The organism is Mesorhizobium sp. 131-3-5 (assembly GCF_016756575.1).
GTDB lineage: Bacteria > Pseudomonadota > Alphaproteobacteria > Rhizobiales > Rhizobiaceae > Mesorhizobium > Mesorhizobium jarvisii.
In genome coordinates, this window is sequence record NZ_AP023254.1 from 4,688,686 (window position 1) to 4,703,335 (window position 14,650).

The following is a 14,650-nucleotide window of genomic DNA, read 5'->3' on the forward strand; positions in this document are numbered from 1 at the left end:
ACGCGAACCCTAATCCGCGTCGGCCATCATCTGACGGCCGCCGCCGCCGGCCCAGGCGCGCCATTGCCGCTCGTCGCCATGGAAGACGTTGAGGTCGATGCGGCCGGTCACACCGTGCGACAGGCCGGATCCGGAATACTGCCAGAAGAGCCATTTGCGGCCGGGATAGACCTTTGACGGGTGCCGCGCCACCGCGCGCAGCCAGAACGGGTAGTCGAGGAAAGCGCCCTGGAGGTTGTCGCGATAGAAATCGGGGGAGGTATAGATGATCGGGCGCTGACCGTAGTGGCGTTCAAGCTTGTCCATGAACACCTGCATCTTCTCCAGCACCTTTTCCCGTGATGGGCGCCGCTTGCAGCTGGAATCGCCATTCCATTCGACGTCGATCACCGGCGGGAGCGCGCCATCGACCTTCGGCACGTTGCGGGTGAACCAGTCGGCCTGCTCGCCGGCGGTGCGGCACCAGTAGAAGAAATGATAGGCGCCGCGCTTCAGCCCGGCGGCATCGGCATTGCGCCAGTTCCTCATGAACATCGGATCGAGATGGTCGCCGCCGTCGGTCGCCTTGATGTAGGCGAAGTTGGCGCCCTGGGTGCGCAGCTTCTCCCAGTTCACGTCGCCTTGCCAGCGCGACACGTCGACCCCGTGCACGGCAAGGTGCCGGGGCGAGGCCCGGCCGAAATTGATCGGCTTGGCATCGCGAAAACCGTAGCGCGTGACCGGCCCGGCAAGCATCGCCGGTGCAGCGCGCGACAAGAGTTTCGGCGGCGACACCAAGGCCGCGGGTTCAATGGGCGGATCGACATTGTCCGGCAGTTCGGGCGCCGAAAGCGCCACGGTTTCTTCCTCCGCCAGTCCAAAGGGCCGATCAGGACCGTCCTCGGGCGCGGTCTCGGCCAGCTTACGCGCATTGCCGGCTTTACTCACCGGAACGGATCCGATCGGTGCGCTTGGCCGCACCACCGAACTGGTGGTCTCATTCGAGGGCTTCTGCACGTCGAGCGCGTCCATGCCCGATGTCGAAGAGCAGCCGGCGAGGCACAGCGATGCGATCACGAAACTGATGGCGCCTGATAACCGCATCTGGACCTGTACTCAAAACACAACAGACCGAAGGCAACGGCCGACGGACAACCGGGCCAGTTATGAACGAGAAATTACCAATAAAGTTTGAATCAAGTTTTTTACCATGACTGTGACCCGTTTCAGACATTCGCCGTCGACGCCGCCGGCCCAGCCTTGACAGTGCCATGATGTGGCTGTTGAGACGGAAGGCGGTGTTTGCCGCAGGCATTTTCCACGATTTTTACAAAAGGCGCCCAATGATTGCGTTGCAGCGGCTTCTCCTGGTCCCCCTGCTCGCGGCCCTCTCCTGCGGCGGCGCCCTGCTGGCCGAGGCCGCGCATGCCAGCCCGCTGATCGTCGTTCCCCCTGGCAATCGCTCCGAGACGCAGCCGCCGATCCCGGATGCATCGGCGACGCGAACCCGCGCCTTCAAGACCACCTATGCGGAAAAATACGAGAAGATCGTCGCGCTGCTGAAGCGCGAGAAGAAGCTGGTAGCGCATATCAAGCAGGTCGCGGCGGCCTACGATATCGACCCTATCCATATCGTCGGCGCGCTGGTCGGCGAACACACCTACAATGTGACGGCCGTCGGCTCGGTCCAGACCTACTATGTGAAGGCGCTGTCCTATTCCGGCCTCGACTTTGCCTTCCGCTACAAGGGGGTGCCGGTGCAGACCTTTGTCCAGCGGCCGGAATTCGCGGCCTGCGCCGAGGCGAAAGACAGTGCCTCCCTGTGGAGCTGCCGCGACAAAGTGTGGGTCGACCATTTCCGCGGCAAGACGGTCGACGGCGTCACTTATGACGCGATGACCTTCCAGCAGGCCTTCTTCCAGCCCTTCTTCGCCGGCCAGACATTCGGCCTCGGCCAGATCAGCCCGCTGACCGCGCTCGAGGTGACCGATCTGGTCAACAAGGTGAGCGGCTATGACAGGCTGACGCCGGATCATCCGCAGGCGATCTATCGCGATGTCATGGATCCCGACCGCAGCATCGTCTACATCGCCGCGATCGTGCGCGACGCCATCGACGCCTACAAGGAACAGGGCTTCGACATCTCGGGCAATCCAGGCATCACCGCCACGCTCTACAATGTCGGCCAGCCCCGGCAGCGGGCGGCCAACCTGCACGCGGCGCTTGCCGGCGGCAAGGGCCGCAAATTGCCGGTCGAGAACTATTACGGCTGGCTCGTCAATGACAAGCTCGACGAACTCAGAAGCCTGCTCGACAGTGGCAGCTGAGAAACGCTTTTAAACAGGAGCTTGCGTGCAGGCGTTCATCGACCAGAGCGTTTGTTTCATCGAGAACCATCAGGCATGGGCCGGCCTCGTGGTCGGGCTGCTGGCCTTCGGCGAGTCGCTCGTGCTGGTCGGCATCCTCCTGCCCGGCACTACGGTGCTCATCATCGTCGGCGGCCTGGTCGGGGCCGGCATCGTCCAGCCTTTGCCGGTCCTTCTTGCCGCGATGATCGGGGCGGCGCTGGGCGATACCATCTCCTACTTTCTCGGCAGATGGCTGGGGCGCGGCGTCGTCCACAAATGGCCGCTCAACCGTTACCGCCGCGAGGTCGCCAGGGCGCGGCTGTTCTTCCATCGTTATGGCTTTGCAGCGGTTTTCGTCGGCCGTTTCTTCGGCCCGGTCCGCGCCACCGTACCGCTGGTCGCCGGCATGATGGGCATGCACCGGCGCCGCTTCCAGATCGCCAACATCCTGTCGGCGATCATCTGGGCGCCGATCGTGCTGTCGCCGGGTTGGCTCGTTGCCAAGGGCGCCGGCAGCATCCCCGAACTCGACGTGACGAGCCTGTTCGGGCTGGCGGCGATCGGCGTGGTCGCCCTGATCATCATAGCAGTGATCGCGCTCAAGCTCCGGAGCAGACGAACCGCCCGCGCCTAGCCGCGCTTCCTGAACACACCAATCATCGGCCCCAGATTCCAGTAGTCGTCGTTGCGGCCGATGGCAGGCGCGAACAGGCTCGATATCGTGCCGTCGAGAAACAGCGCATTGTCGCAGTCGAGTGCATCGCGGAACAGCCGGGCGAATGCATGGAAATTCACACTGCCGTTCGAAATTGCAAAGACCGCGACGCCGTCCTTGCGCACCCCGACGCCGTCGCGGGTCTTGCGCGAGGTGCCGTCGGACTGGAATTTCGGATGGAGCTGGCCGTCGACCACCAGCATCGGTCCCGATTGCGTGGCATAGTCGGTGGACGGCCGGTTCCTGACGAAGTCCCTGGTCGCCCGGACCGCTGCCTTGCCGCCGCTGACGTAGAAGATGCCATTCGGCTGCAGCGAAAAATTGCCGCTTCCCGATCCCGTCTTCACGCCGGCCATTTCCTGGCCACGCTCGACATAGAGGCCAACCGGCCTGAGGTCCGGATGATACATGCCGGCGTTGACGGCGAACAGCATGGTGCGGCCGGCCGCGCGCTGGGCAGCGTCGAGATTGTGCAGCGACTGAAATGGCTTGCCGGCCGGATCCTTCCAGAACAGCTCGATCGAATACAGCTTCGGATCGACCTCGCAGACGAGATAGCTGGTCGCCTCGAAGGCGAAGTCGCGGCACGGCGGCAGCGACACGAACCATTGGCTGAATGCCATCGTGCCGGCGACGGCCTGCGGCAGCACGGCTTTGACCAGGCCTGCAAGCAGGGGCGCCGAGTTCAGAAGTGTCAGAAAATCCATGCGCCTGCGGATGCCAGCTTCAATCAGCTGTCGTGGTTATCACCACTTGCCGGCACGATGGAAGACCGGCACCAAAGGATCGGATCGAGGCTCAAGCTCGGACGCGGCGGAGCCGACCCGACTATTTGACGGCGCTGACCAGCTGTTCGTCGCCACCCAGAATGGAGACCCAGTGCCCGGTGTTGTCGCTCGCCTGACGCTTCAGGTAGCGATAGCTCGTCTGGTTCCAAAGGCGGACCTTGTCGGTCAGATTGTCGAGGATGAAGTCGCCCTTGTCGGTACGCACCGTCAGCACGGCGTGACCCTCGCCATCAGGCTTGCGAACCACCGTCATCAAAAGATTGGCTATGGCAATGCCCAGGCTGTTGAGCTCACGCCGCTTTTCCAGCGCGTAATCCTCGCAGTCGCCAAAACCGTTGTCCGGATAGGCCCACCACTCGTCCTTGCCGTAATTGTCCATGTCGCTCATCGGCTTGACGCGCGTGTTGACCGAGAGGTTCACCGCCGAGATATCGTGCAGCAGCTTGCTGGTCAGGCGTTCCGGCACGCTGTCTGGCGAGCGGATCGAGCATTCGGTGACATGGATCTTGCAAAAATCATAGTGGCCGATCGGCTGGGAGGTCGAGCCGCCGACAACCATGGAGGCAGGCGCGGCATAGGCCGAACCCGCCACCGAACAAAAAACGGCCGCGGCAACCGCCAGCCCCTTCGCCTTGCGGCGCCAACCCATCGAGGATGCCATCCGGCCCCACCCATCTGTTTTGTTAACAGAATGTTAAGGGCGGTTACATTCCGAAGTCAATCAACCCTAGCGATCACATCTGCGAGGGATCGACTCATGCGCTAAAGTGGTTGCCGGCGCGCAACACTAGGCCCGCTAAGCCAGCCATCCCATCGCAAGGCCGAGCAACAGGACGACGCCGAGCAGGCCGCGATAGATGACGAAAGGCCAGGCGGAGAAGCGTTCCAGCACCCGCATCAGGCCCCAGATGGCAAAGAAGGCGGAGATCGAGGCGACGACCAACCCGGTGGCAAGAACCGACCAGCCATGGGCGTCGAGATGAACCTTGTGCAGCTCCCACAGTTCCTTGAGACCGGCAAGCGCGATCGCCGGCAGCCCGAGCAGGAACGAGAAGCGCGCCGCCTCGGCCCGCTTGAAGCCGAGCCCCAGCGCCGCCGTCAGGGTCGAGCCCGAGCGCGAGACGCCGGGGATCAGCGCGCCGATCTGGGCGACGCCGACAAGCAGCGCATCGGCGAGCGACGCTTCTGCGATAGTGCGCTTGTGGCGGGCGAAAATCTCGGCCAGAGCCAGCAGGATCGCCATGGCGATGCACGACCAGCCGATCACGCCCAGGCTGCGCAGCGGCGAATTGCAAGCATTGAGAACACCCGATAGCGCGACGCCGGCAATGACGATCGGGATCGTCGCCAGCACGATCCAGGACGCCAGCCGGAAATGCCGGTCGGAAAAATCGCGCCGCGTGAGCGCGTCGAGCGAGCCGAACAGGAGATCCCTGACATCGCCCCAGAAATAACTGATCACGGCGGCAAGGGCGGCAAGCTGCATGGCGGCGGAGAAGGCGGAGCCCGGGTCCTGCCAGCCAAGTACCGCCGGGACTATGCGCATATGGGCGGTCGAGGAAATCGGCAGCAATTCGGTGATGCCTTGCACCAGGCCGAGAAAGGCGACCTTGGCATATCCCAGGCCGACAAAGCCCGTATCCAGGCCCTGGGTGCAGATGTCAGCCATGTCGAGCCTTTCCGTCGGAGAATCTTGAAGAGCGATCCGCGCGAGCAATAGACTCGCGATGCGCGGAATCCTATTTACGGATTTGTAAGGCGCCGCTTGACAAGCCGCCCGTTCATATTATTCTCCGCTAATCTTACACTGTAAGTTAAATGACGGAGGAGAGCCATGCTGACCGCCCTGTCAGAATTACAGCCCTTGCCCGAACCGCACTCGCCAGCCATCGCGATCGAGGATGTCTCGCGCGACCTCAGCCGTATTATCGAGCGCGCCGAGGTGAACGCCTGGCTCGACCTCTATGCCGCCGCGCCGGCCGATTTCGCCGCAAGGCAGAGCCTTTCGATAGCGGGAGAAGGCGACCTCGCCTGGACCACCTGCACCACGATCCCGTTCGTCCATTTCAACTGCGTGAAGAATTTCGGCGTCGACAGCCCGGCCTCCGAAAGCCAGCTCGACGCGCTGCTGGCGCACTACCGCGCCGCCGGCATTTCGCGGCCCTGGTTCTATGTCAATCCACACAGCGAACCCTCACGCCTCAGATGCTGGCTCGAGGCACGCGGCCTGCAGCGCCAGGGCGGCTGGGAGCGGATCTACCGCGAGGCCGAACCGCTGTCGTCCGAGCCGCTCTTCACGGTTGATGGGGTTTCGGTCGAACGCGTGACGAAGGCATCGGCAAGCGAATGGGCCGGCTTCATCGACAAAAGCTACCGGCTGCCCACCTCACCCTGGCTGCTGGCTCTGGTCGGCCGACAGGGCTGGCATCACTACATGGCCAAAAGGGATAGCGCAGTGGCGGCGGTGCGCTCGCTGTTCATCGGCGCCGACGGCGCGGCCTGGAGCGGCATCGAAGCGCCGGTGCCGGGCATCATGGCGCCGAGCTTCGATCTCGACGCGGTGCTTGGAGAAGCGCTGGTGCGCGACGGCATTGCGGCCGGCGCGAAACTGTTCGTCGCCGACATCGAGGCACCGCACGAGGAACGCGACGGTCCGGCCTATCGCAACTACGCACGCCTGGGCTTCAGGATTGCCTATTTCCGCAGCCATTACAGCTATTTGCCGCCTAGCTCCAACTGACCGCGCCTAGCTGCGCAGCCATTGCTGGAAGCAACTTCTGGCCACTATATGGGCCGGCGGAACGACCGGCTGATCGGAGCGTGCGTCATCGGGCGCCCGGCTGCGAACCCGTTCGAGCAGCATGCGCACCTGTTCCGGGCGCACACGGTCGCGCTCCATGACAAGCAGGACCATCGGATCGCTCAAAAGCTCGTCCAGGGTGCTGATGCTGTCGTTCATCCGTCGTCTCCTCGATGCCGGCCCGCGCAGCATAGATAAGAAGACAATGATGGCCCGCCAATGACGTTTTGCCGGCTATCGCGTGATGATTTGGATCAATTTTTGGTCATGGTCTCACCTTCCCTTTCACTTTGCGGGAGAAGGAAGACCTAGCCTGGCGGCGGAGCGCCTTCATATTGCGGCAGGCCGTCGTCGAGCACCACCCAGGGCTGTTTCGAGGCGGTGAAAATATGCATCTGCGGCCTGAAGAAAGTGGGGTCGTCGAGCGAGCCGGTGGTGATGCCGATGATGCCGGCGGAATCGCGGCGCGAAAACATCGTCGTGCCGCAGCTCGGGCAAAAACCGCGTTTGAGATCGGGCGAGGTGTTCACTGTCGCCAGCGGCCCCTCGATGGTCACATCATCGATGCGAAACAGAACGCGGGCGTTGAATGCGGCGCCGATCGCCTTCTGGCAAAGCCGGCAATGGCAGATGCGTTCGTTGATAGGCGCCGCGTCGGTGCTGTAGCGCACCGCTCCGCACAGGCACCCGCCCTGATGTTTAGCCATCACCGTGATCCATGACGAGAGTGTACGGCCGAGGTAAATGGCGGGACGGATTGGGTCAATTGAAAAGCTTTGATACAATTTCATCGATTACCGTGATGCGGGTGGAGCCGTGACGCAAGACATCGAAACCATCGGCATTGCGGATCTGTTCGGGCCGCCCTCGCCCGGCCGCGACCGCGTCGACATCAGCATCATGGCCGCCGCGTCCGGAATAGGCTTCATGGCGGTTCGGGATTTTCCCGGACACGCCTGGCTGATGCCGGAACGCCGGGCGCAATTGCTGCGCATCTTCGCTCTTCCCGACACCGAGAAGCAGAAATTGCTGCGCTGGAATTTCGACCGCACCAGCAAGAATGTCTATCGCGGCTGGTTTCCGCTGCAGCCGACAGCCGTCTCCTACAAGGAAGGCATCGACATGGGGCCGGATATCGCCGATGCAGCCGGCGTTTCGGCCTCCGACGATCCGCTGTGCGAGCCGACGCCGGTGCCAGCTGAAGATATCTTGCCTGGTTGGCGCGCGGCAGCGGCGGACTATTACCGCGTGATGGAGACGGTCGGCAACGCGCTGATGCGGTCGATCGCGCGCGGGCTTGGCCTGCCGGAAACGATCTTCGATCCGTATTTCGAGCATGGCATCTCGACGCTGCGCCTGATCCGCTACCCGCTGCGTGATGGCAATGCCGGCATCGATATCAGCGGGCCTGACTTCTCGGTGATCCACAAAGGGGAGACCCGTACCATCATCGGCCGCGAGCATGCCGATTCCGGTTTCGTCACCTTGCTGGCGCAGGACGGCGTCGAGGGCTTGCAGGCCAAAAACCTCGCCGGCGAATGGATCGACGTGCCGCCCGCCAACGGCACGCTGGCGGTCAATTTCGGCCAGTTGCTGGAGTGCTGGACCGGCGGGCGTGTGCGGGCGACGCGGCACCGGGTGATCGCACCGAAGACGGCGCGGTTCTCGATCCCGTTTTTCTATGACCGCGTGTCGACGCCGAGATCGCGCCGCTGCCGCTGAGCGGCGCCGAGCCCTTCGAGCCGTTTCTCTACGGCGACTATCTCTGGGAGGCGGCCACGAATTTCGTCGAGATGAGCGGCATCAAGCATCTCAGGCAGCCGCGTCGGGCAAAAGCTTCTTAGACAATCCGCCGGCCATCCCTCTCGAGACAGCCGGCGGGAATGGCATGCTGTCATTCCGTTTCGCTAACCACCTCGTCCCAGCTCTTCACCTTGGTCTCGCCGTTGAGGAACGGCAAAGCGGCGGCTGTCAGTTCGGGAGCAAAGAAGACGTCGTAGTGCGTGCGGTTGGGCAGGATTGCCAGGCGATTCTGCGACAGGTTCTCGCGCATCCAGCCGGCGTCCTTCAGCCCGCCGCCGAGCATCTGGTAGAACTTGATCTCGTGCTCGGGCTTGTACATGTCGCTGTCGCCATAGGCCAGCATGACCGGCATCTTCAGCTTGGGAACATCGGCCGAGAAATCGTAGTCCTGGCGCATGAAATTGCCGAGCGCATCGAGCAGTTTCGGAAAATCCTCCGGGTGCGGCGCCTCCGCGACGTAGGATTTATACATCGGCGTGTCCTTCATGAATTCGGCCGCCGCCGCGCTCACCTGCGCCTGTTGCGGGCGCATCTCGTCATAGAAGCCGTCGGCGGCATACCCGGTCGAAACCAACACAAGCCGGCGCACGGTCTCGGGATGCTGGACCGCCATGCGGAAGGCGACACCGCCGCCCAGCGAATAGCCCATCACGTCCACCTGGCGATAACCGAGCGCCTTGACGATATCGGCCATGTCGTCGCCGATCGCCTCCAGGCTGAACGGCCGGTCGCCGAGCGCGGTGCGGCCATGTCCCTGCAGGTCGATGCCGATCACGGTGCGGTTTTCGGCGAGCTTGGGCAGGATCGGGGCGAACATGTCGATGGAGCCGAGACCGCCATGCAGGAGAAGCAGCGGTTCGCCCTTGCCGTAAACGGCGTAGTAGTAATTCAGGCCGTTGACCGGCAGCAGGCCGGATTTTTCGGGTTTCGCCAATTTCGTTTCGGTGGTCATGGCAGGTTTTGCCTCCTCGGCATTTGTGGTGCTCGGACAGCTGAGAAGCGCTGCGACCGAAGCGAGAATAGCGAAAAGCAAGGTCTTGGGCATATCGATCTCCTCCGTGCGTTGGCGTCAAAGCGTCTTGGCGAGCTCTTCGAGCTGGTCGGTGCACTGGCCCCAGCCCGCGTGAAAACCCATCTGCTCGTGCTGTTCGCGGCCGGCGACACTCCAGTGGCGGACGCGCGCGATGTAGCGGGTCCGGCCCTCGCCTTCGTCCTCAAAGGTCAGCACGACGGTCATGAACGGCTTTTCCGAAGGCTCCCATGCCTGAGTGTAGGCATCGGTGAAGATGATCTTCTTGCCCGGAATGACTTCCAGGAACACCCCGGGGTTCGGAAATTCATTGCCGTCGGGGCCGGCCATGACGACAAGGCTCGAACCGCCCGTGCGCACATCCATTTCGGCGCGCGGCGTCGTCCAAGGCTTCGGGGCGAACCATTGCGTCAAAAGCCTGGTGTCGGTCCAGCAGCGATAGACGTTCTCGCGCGGCGCATCGATGATGCGGGCGAGAACCAGTTCGCGGTCATTGGCGGGGGCGATGTCGAGCTTGGTGGTCAAGGCGGTCTCCTGCGTTTGATCTGGCTTCCGTCCCAAGGACGAGCCGACAGAACGCAACCCGACAAAGCCCAGTGAAAATTACCGGCAGGCTTTCAATGCTGAGAGGACGAAGGAGGAGTCAATGGCGCTTGGCTTGCACCAGGTAGGCGTCGATCTCGGTCTCGCCGAGCCACTTGGCCGCTTCCAGCCGGTGCAGGCCTTCGACAAGGATATGGCGCTTGCCATCGTGGCGGACCTGGATCGGCGTCTTCATGCCGTTCTCCAATATGTCCTCGGCCAGATGGCGGACGGTCTCGGGGTGCAATGTCTTCTTGCGCGCGGTCGGCACGTAGATGTCGTCGACCTTGACCTTTTGCACTCTGAGCATGCTGGCTCCCCGGGCGGAACATACCGCCTCGCCTGAAATAGTCGCTTTGCCTTGTGCGGCCAAGAGCGGCTAAGCAATTGCTGGCCCGATCGTTTCCATTTGACGCTTGGCCGGCAGATGGCCGAAATGGCGACCTTCGATCCTTTCCGGTGTTCATGACCCATCTGCCGACCGAATTCCCCGATTTCGGGCTGACGCCCGAGCAGCGTCGCCACGCGGTGCGCGGCCATTACTATGAATGGCCCGGCATGGATGGCGCGCGCGGCGAAATCTGGTGCTACTCGGACCGCTTTTCCTATCGCGCCGGCGAGACGGTGGCGCTGCATGTTAGTTCGACGGCGCCGTCGTTCAGCATGACGATTACCCGCGACGGCGGCAGCGAGACAAAACTGTTCGAGAAATCGGGCATTGCATCGCGCTGGCAGGAAAGCCCGGACCAGTGCTCGGCCGAGGGCTGCGGCTGGGAAGCGTCCTTCGAATTCCGTGTCGGGAGCGACTGGCCGTCCGGTGCCTATCGGATAACGCTGATTGCCGATGGTCGGGACGGCAAGCCAATTCACAGCCACCATCTCTTCATCGTCTCTCCCCAACCCGGCAGGAAGCCAGGCCGTGTGCTGCAGGTGGCGGCGACGGGCACCTGGCTTGCCTACAACACCTGGGGCGGCTCCAACCATTATCAGGGCATCACCGGGCCGGACCGCAACCAGTATTCGCCCATCGTGTCGACGCAGCGCCCCTGGTGCCGCGGCTTCGTCGCGCTGCCCAAAGATGCGCCGCGCGTGCCGCTGGAGGTCGCCGTGCCGCCGAAGACCGTGCCGCGGTATCCGCATATGGAATGGGCGCTGGCCACCGGCCATTCGAAGAAATACGCCTCGTCAGGCTGGGCGAGCTACGACAGCCACTTCTTCCGCTTCGCCGAGCGGGCCGGCTATCATGTCGATCTCGCCAGCCAGCACGATCTGCATTTTTCGCCCGACATTCTCGACGGCTACGACTGCGCCGTCTTCGTGGGCCATGACGAGTACTGGACATGGGAAATGCGCGATGCGGTCGACAATTATGTTGAGCGCGGCGGGCATGCGGCTCGTTTCGCCGGCAATTTCATGTGGCAGACGCGGCTCGAGGACGAAGGCGGGCGGCAGGTCTGCTACAAATATCGTGCCCGGACCGAGGACCCCGCCTACCGCGGCGGCGACGTCACTCGTGCCACCAATTCCTGGGAAGCGCCGGAAATCGGCCGGCCGGGTTCAGCAACCTTCGGCCTCAACGCGACGCGCGGCGTCTATGCCGGCTGGGGCGGCTGCGCGCCGCGCGGCGTGCGTGGTTTTCCGGTGTACCGGCCGGAACACTGGGCGTTCGCCGGCACCGGCATCTACTATGGCGACCTGCTCGGCGCCGACAGCCATGTCTATGGCTATGAGGTCGACGGGCTCGACTTCGAAATCCGCGGCGGCCTGCCCTACCCCACCGCGACCAGCGGAGCGCCGGATAGCTTACAGGTTCTTGCAGTCGGCATGGCCAGCCAGGTCGAGGAAAGCGCCGATATTCCGATCGAGGACCAGTTTTTGACCGACGAGGATGGCCGCTTCACCGCCGAGACTTTGTTCGGCGAGGCGAGCGACGCCAATCTCGAAAAAGTCAAACGCGGCAACGGCATGATCGTCAATTTTCCGCGCGGCAAGGGCGAGGTGTTCCACGCCGGAAGCTGCGAATGGGTCGCCGGCCTGCTAAGACAAGACCCGATGGTCGAACGCGTCACCCAAAATGTCCTTGATCGCTACCTTGGAAAGTCCTGACATGTCGAAGACCCAGACCGCTGCTCGAGATACCGAGGCCCGGCGCCAATCGCATCTGTTCTATCTGTCCAGCCTGCGCCGGCCGCTGATCGATCGCGCCGAGGGCATCTATATGTGGACGCAGGACGGCCGCCGCTTCATCGACGGATCGAGCGGGCCGATGGTCGCCAATATCGGCCATTCCAACCGCAATGTGCTGGACGCCATGAAGCGGCAGATGGACCGCGCCACCTTCGCCTACCGGCTGCATTTCGAGAACGAGCCGGCGGAAGAGCTTGCGCGTGAGCTTGCGGCCAAGCTGCCGGAGGGCATGGACCGCATCTTCTTCGTCTCGGGCGGCTCGGAGGCGACGGAATCCTGCATCAAATTGGCGCGGCAATGGGCCGTTGCCACCGGCCAGGCCAGCCGATGGAAGGTGATCACGCGCTTCCCCTCCTATCATGGCGGCACGCTGGGTTCGCTCTCGATCACCGGCGACGACGCCCTGGCTGAGAACTTTACGCCGATGATGCGGGTGATGCCGACCGTGCCGGCGCCTACCGCCTGGCGCGACCGCGACAACCTTTCGATGGAGCAGCGCGGCATCCGCTATGCCGACATGCTGGAAGAGAAGATCCTGGCCGAAGGCCCGGAGAGCGTCGTCGCCTTCATCATGGAACCTATCGGCGGTGCGGCGACCGCGGCGCTGGTAGCGCCGGACAGCTACTATGCGCGCATTCGCGAAATCTGCGACCGCTACGGCATTCTGCTCATCCATGACGAAGTGATGTGCGGCGCCGGCCGCACCGGGAAATTCCTCGGCGGCGACCACTGGAACTGCAAGCCTGACATCGTCGCGCTGTCGAAGGGGCTGGGCTCGGGCTATGCGCCGCTCGGCGCGCTGGCGGCACCGATGCGGCTGGTGCAGCCGCTGCTGGCTTCCGGCGGCTTCCAGCATGGCCATACCTATGCCGGCAATCCGCTGGCCTGCGCCGCCGGCCTTGCCGTGTTGGGCGAGATGGATCGGCTTGACCTGATCGCCAATGCCGCCGCCATGGGAGGCGTGCTGATGGACGGTCTGAAGGGACTGGCGAAGCGCTTTCCCTTCATCGCCGACGTGCGCGGCAAGGGCCTACTGACCGGCGCCGAGATGGTTGCCGATCCAGAAACGCTGCGGCCGATCGACCAGAGCAGGAAAGCCACGCAGCGTCTGCTCGACCTCGCCTATGAGCGCGGGCTGATCATCTATGGCCGCCGGGTCAAGGGCGGCGTCGACGGCGACAATTTCATGGTCGCGCCACCGATGATCGTCACCAGCGAGCAGGTCGGCGAGATCATCTCCATCATCGGCGACTCGCTGGAGGTTCTGGCATCAGAGCTCGACCTGCCGGTCGAAGGCCGGGGGTAAAGGAATGGCGCCGCGAAAGGTCATCATCACCTGCGCCGTCACCGGCTCGGTCCACACGCCGTCCATGTCGCCCTATCTGCCGGTGACGCCGGACCAGATCGCGGCGGATGCCATTGCTGCAGCGGAAGCCGGCGCGTCGATCCTGCATCTGCACGCCCGCGACCCCAGGGATGGCCGGCCGACCGCCGATCCTGATGTCTTCATGCAGTTCCTGCCGCGCATCAAGCAGGCGACCGATGCGGTGATCAACATCACCACCGGCGGCTCTTCCCTGATGACCCTGGACCAGCGATTGGCGGCCCCATTGCGAGCGGAGCCCGAAATGTGCTCGCTCAATATGGGATCGATGAATTTCGCGCTGTTCCCGATGCTCGACAAGCCACGGGAATGGCAGCACGACTGGGAGCCGAAGCTGCTGGAGGCGACGCGCGACACCATTTTCAAGAACACCTTCGCCGACATGGAAGGCGTGCTTGAGCGGCTCGGCAAGGGTTGCGGCACGCGCTTCGAATTCGAATGCTACGATGTCGGCCATCTCTATTCGCTGGCGCATTTCCGGGACCGAGGGCTGGTGTCGGGACCGCTGTTCATCCAGTTCGTGCTAGGCATTCTTGGCGGCATCGGCGCCGATCCGGACAATCTCATCCACATGAAGCGCATCGCCGACAAATTGTTCGGCGATAGCTACCAATTCTCGGTGCTGGCTGCCGGCCGCCAGCAGATCCCGCTGATCTCGATCGCGGCTGCGATGGGCGGCAATGTCCGTGTCGGGCTTGAAGACAGTCTCTACGATGGCCGCCAGTTGGCGAAATCCAACGCCGACCAGGTGCGCCGCATCCGGGGCATCCTCGACGGCCTGTCGCTGGAGGTCGCCACGCCGACCGAGGCGCGTGAGATGCTGGCGCTGAAGGGCGGCGACCGGGTGGCGTTTTGAGATGATGACAATCTGAAATGATTGCGTTTCGTCACACCCCCCTCTGGCCTGTCGGCCATCTCCCCCGCAAGGGGGGAGATCGGCAGCTTCAGTCTCGCCGCTCCTGCTCGAACGTTTGTGATTGGCGAAAGCCTGGCGGCCGTCCAATCTCCCCCCTTGCGGGGGAGATGTCCGGCAG

The 14,650-nt window shown here is 63.3% G+C and carries 16 protein-coding genes; 7 read left to right on the forward strand and 9 right to left on the reverse strand.

Translation table 11 applies throughout. From position 1 onward, the window contains the following. Window positions 1-9 precede the first annotated feature (9 nt). The gene (locus tag JG747_RS22930; RefSeq protein ID WP_202360095.1) at window positions 10-1,083 is read right to left on the reverse strand and encodes a glycoside hydrolase family 25 protein; all 1,074 of its coding nucleotides are present in this window, start codon (window positions 1,081-1,083) and stop codon (window positions 10-12) included. A gap of 239 nt (window positions 1,084-1,322) precedes the next feature. Between JG747_RS22930 and JG747_RS22935 the strand changes: the two genes are divergently transcribed. Together JG747_RS22935 and JG747_RS22940 are read left to right on the forward strand one after the other, a co-directional pair. Then, the gene (locus JG747_RS22935; protein ID WP_446720596.1) at window positions 1,323-2,306 is read left to right on the forward strand and encodes a DUF1402 family protein; all 984 of its coding nucleotides are present in this window, start codon (window positions 1,323-1,325) and stop codon (window positions 2,304-2,306) included. Between the two features lie 25 nt (window positions 2,307-2,331). Continuing rightward, window positions 2,332-2,961 carry a DedA family protein gene (locus JG747_RS22940; protein WP_019857828.1) on the forward strand — a complete coding sequence of 210 codons (630 nt, stop codon included), beginning with the start codon at window positions 2,332-2,334 and terminating at the stop codon, window positions 2,959-2,961. Here the strand turns inward: JG747_RS22940 and JG747_RS22945 are convergent. The 3 genes from JG747_RS22945 to JG747_RS22955 all read right to left on the reverse strand — a co-directional run bounded on the left by JG747_RS22945 (window position 2,958) and on the right by JG747_RS22955 (window position 5,499). Next, complete coding sequence (locus JG747_RS22945; RefSeq protein ID WP_202360097.1) at window positions 2,958-3,749, reverse strand: phosphodiester glycosidase family protein; 792 nt, start codon at window positions 3,747-3,749, stop codon at window positions 2,958-2,960. The genes JG747_RS22940 and JG747_RS22945 overlap by 4 nt on opposite strands. 121 nt (window positions 3,750-3,870) lie before the next feature. Then, the gene (locus tag JG747_RS22950; RefSeq protein WP_038646490.1) at window positions 3,871-4,491 is read right to left on the reverse strand and encodes a transglutaminase-like cysteine peptidase; all 621 of its coding nucleotides are present in this window, start codon (window positions 4,489-4,491) and stop codon (window positions 3,871-3,873) included. A 135-nt stretch (window positions 4,492-4,626) separates the two neighbouring features. Then, on the reverse strand, window positions 4,627-5,499 hold the full coding sequence (locus tag JG747_RS22955; protein WP_019857825.1) for an undecaprenyl-diphosphate phosphatase: 873 nt from the start codon (window positions 5,497-5,499) through the stop codon (window positions 4,627-4,629). A 165-nt stretch (window positions 5,500-5,664) separates the two neighbouring features. Here JG747_RS22955 and JG747_RS22960 point away from each other — a divergent pair, with 165 nt between their 5' ends. After that, window positions 5,665-6,570 (forward strand): hypothetical protein, encoded by a 906-nt coding sequence (locus tag JG747_RS22960; protein WP_019857823.1) that lies wholly within the window; start codon window positions 5,665-5,667, stop codon window positions 6,568-6,570. 6 nt (window positions 6,571-6,576) lie between these two features. Here JG747_RS22960 and JG747_RS22965 read toward each other — a convergent pair whose 3' ends face one another. Continuing rightward, window positions 6,577-6,789 (reverse strand): hypothetical protein, encoded by a 213-nt coding sequence (locus tag JG747_RS22965; RefSeq protein WP_027046779.1) that lies wholly within the window; start codon window positions 6,787-6,789, stop codon window positions 6,577-6,579. 149 nt (window positions 6,790-6,938) lie between these two features. Beyond that, window positions 6,939-7,337, reverse strand: coding sequence for a GFA family protein (locus JG747_RS22970; protein ID WP_019857821.1), 399 nt, complete (start codon window positions 7,335-7,337; stop codon window positions 6,939-6,941). Between the two features lie 109 nt (window positions 7,338-7,446). Here JG747_RS22970 and JG747_RS22975 point away from each other — a divergent pair, with 109 nt between their 5' ends. Beyond that, window positions 7,447-8,352: an isopenicillin N synthase family dioxygenase gene (locus tag JG747_RS22975; protein WP_244748196.1), complete on the forward strand. Its 906-nt coding sequence runs from the start codon at window positions 7,447-7,449 to the stop codon at window positions 8,350-8,352. A 172-nt stretch (window positions 8,353-8,524) separates the two neighbouring features. Here the strand turns inward: JG747_RS22975 and JG747_RS22980 are convergent, their stop codons facing one another. From JG747_RS22980 to JG747_RS22990, 3 genes are all read right to left on the reverse strand, one after another. Further along, window positions 8,525-9,478, reverse strand: coding sequence for an alpha/beta fold hydrolase (locus JG747_RS22980; protein ID WP_038646477.1), 954 nt, complete (start codon window positions 9,476-9,478; stop codon window positions 8,525-8,527). Window positions 9,479-9,502: 24 nt separating this feature from the next. Next, window positions 9,503-9,988 (reverse strand): SRPBCC family protein, encoded by a 486-nt coding sequence (locus tag JG747_RS22985; RefSeq protein ID WP_038646475.1) that lies wholly within the window; start codon window positions 9,986-9,988, stop codon window positions 9,503-9,505. 118 nt (window positions 9,989-10,106) lie between these two features. Continuing rightward, the gene (locus JG747_RS22990) at window positions 10,107-10,355 is read right to left on the reverse strand and encodes a ParB N-terminal domain-containing protein (RefSeq protein WP_008875526.1); all 249 of its coding nucleotides are present in this window, start codon (window positions 10,353-10,355) and stop codon (window positions 10,107-10,109) included. 155 nt (window positions 10,356-10,510) lie between these two features. Between JG747_RS22990 and JG747_RS22995 the strand changes: the two genes are divergently transcribed. From JG747_RS22995 to JG747_RS23005, 3 genes are read left to right on the forward strand one after another with little or no spacing between them, the layout of a single operon-like run. Continuing rightward, window positions 10,511-12,151 (forward strand): N,N-dimethylformamidase beta subunit family domain-containing protein, encoded by a 1,641-nt coding sequence (locus tag JG747_RS22995; RefSeq protein ID WP_202360098.1) that lies wholly within the window; start codon window positions 10,511-10,513, stop codon window positions 12,149-12,151. Window position 12,152: 1 nt separating this feature from the next. Beyond that, window positions 12,153-13,538 (forward strand): aminotransferase family protein, encoded by a 1,386-nt coding sequence (locus JG747_RS23000; RefSeq protein ID WP_038646468.1) that lies wholly within the window; start codon window positions 12,153-12,155, stop codon window positions 13,536-13,538. A 4-nt stretch (window positions 13,539-13,542) separates the two neighbouring features. Then, the gene (locus JG747_RS23005; RefSeq protein ID WP_064982779.1) at window positions 13,543-14,472 is read left to right on the forward strand and encodes a 3-keto-5-aminohexanoate cleavage protein; all 930 of its coding nucleotides are present in this window, start codon (window positions 13,543-13,545) and stop codon (window positions 14,470-14,472) included. Window positions 14,473-14,650: the final 178 nt, after the last annotated feature.

Excerpts from the sequence above, each read along its gene's own strand:
- JG747_RS22950 (WP_038646490.1), bottom strand. The coding sequence starts at position 4,491 with ATGGCATCCTCGATGGGTTGGCGCCGCAAGGCGAAGGGGCTGGCGGTT.
- JG747_RS22980 (WP_038646477.1), bottom strand. The coding sequence starts at position 9,478 with ATGCCCAAGACCTTGCTTTTCGCTATTCTCGCTTCGGTCGCAGCGCTT.
- JG747_RS23000 (WP_038646468.1), top strand. The coding sequence starts at position 12,153 with ATGTCGAAGACCCAGACCGCTGCTCGAGATACCGAGGCCCGGCGCCAA.
- JG747_RS22955 (WP_019857825.1), bottom strand. The coding sequence starts at position 5,499 with ATGGCTGACATCTGCACCCAGGGCCTGGATACGGGCTTTGTCGGCCTG.
- JG747_RS22970 (WP_019857821.1), bottom strand. The coding sequence starts at position 7,337 with ATGGCTAAACATCAGGGCGGGTGCCTGTGCGGAGCGGTGCGCTACAGC.
- JG747_RS22930 (WP_202360095.1), bottom strand. The coding sequence starts at position 1,083 with ATGCGGTTATCAGGCGCCATCAGTTTCGTGATCGCATCGCTGTGCCTC.
- JG747_RS23005 (WP_064982779.1), top strand. The coding sequence starts at position 13,543 with ATGGCGCCGCGAAAGGTCATCATCACCTGCGCCGTCACCGGCTCGGTC.
- JG747_RS22945 (WP_202360097.1), bottom strand. The coding sequence starts at position 3,749 with ATGGATTTTCTGACACTTCTGAACTCGGCGCCCCTGCTTGCAGGCCTG.
- JG747_RS22935 (WP_446720596.1), top strand. The coding sequence starts at position 1,323 with ATGATTGCGTTGCAGCGGCTTCTCCTGGTCCCCCTGCTCGCGGCCCTC.
- JG747_RS22995 (WP_202360098.1), top strand. The coding sequence starts at position 10,511 with ATGACCCATCTGCCGACCGAATTCCCCGATTTCGGGCTGACGCCCGAG.
- JG747_RS22990 (WP_008875526.1), bottom strand. The coding sequence starts at position 10,355 with ATGCTCAGAGTGCAAAAGGTCAAGGTCGACGACATCTACGTGCCGACC.
- JG747_RS22965 (WP_027046779.1), bottom strand. The coding sequence starts at position 6,789 with ATGAACGACAGCATCAGCACCCTGGACGAGCTTTTGAGCGATCCGATG.
- JG747_RS22960 (WP_019857823.1), top strand. The coding sequence starts at position 5,665 with ATGCTGACCGCCCTGTCAGAATTACAGCCCTTGCCCGAACCGCACTCG.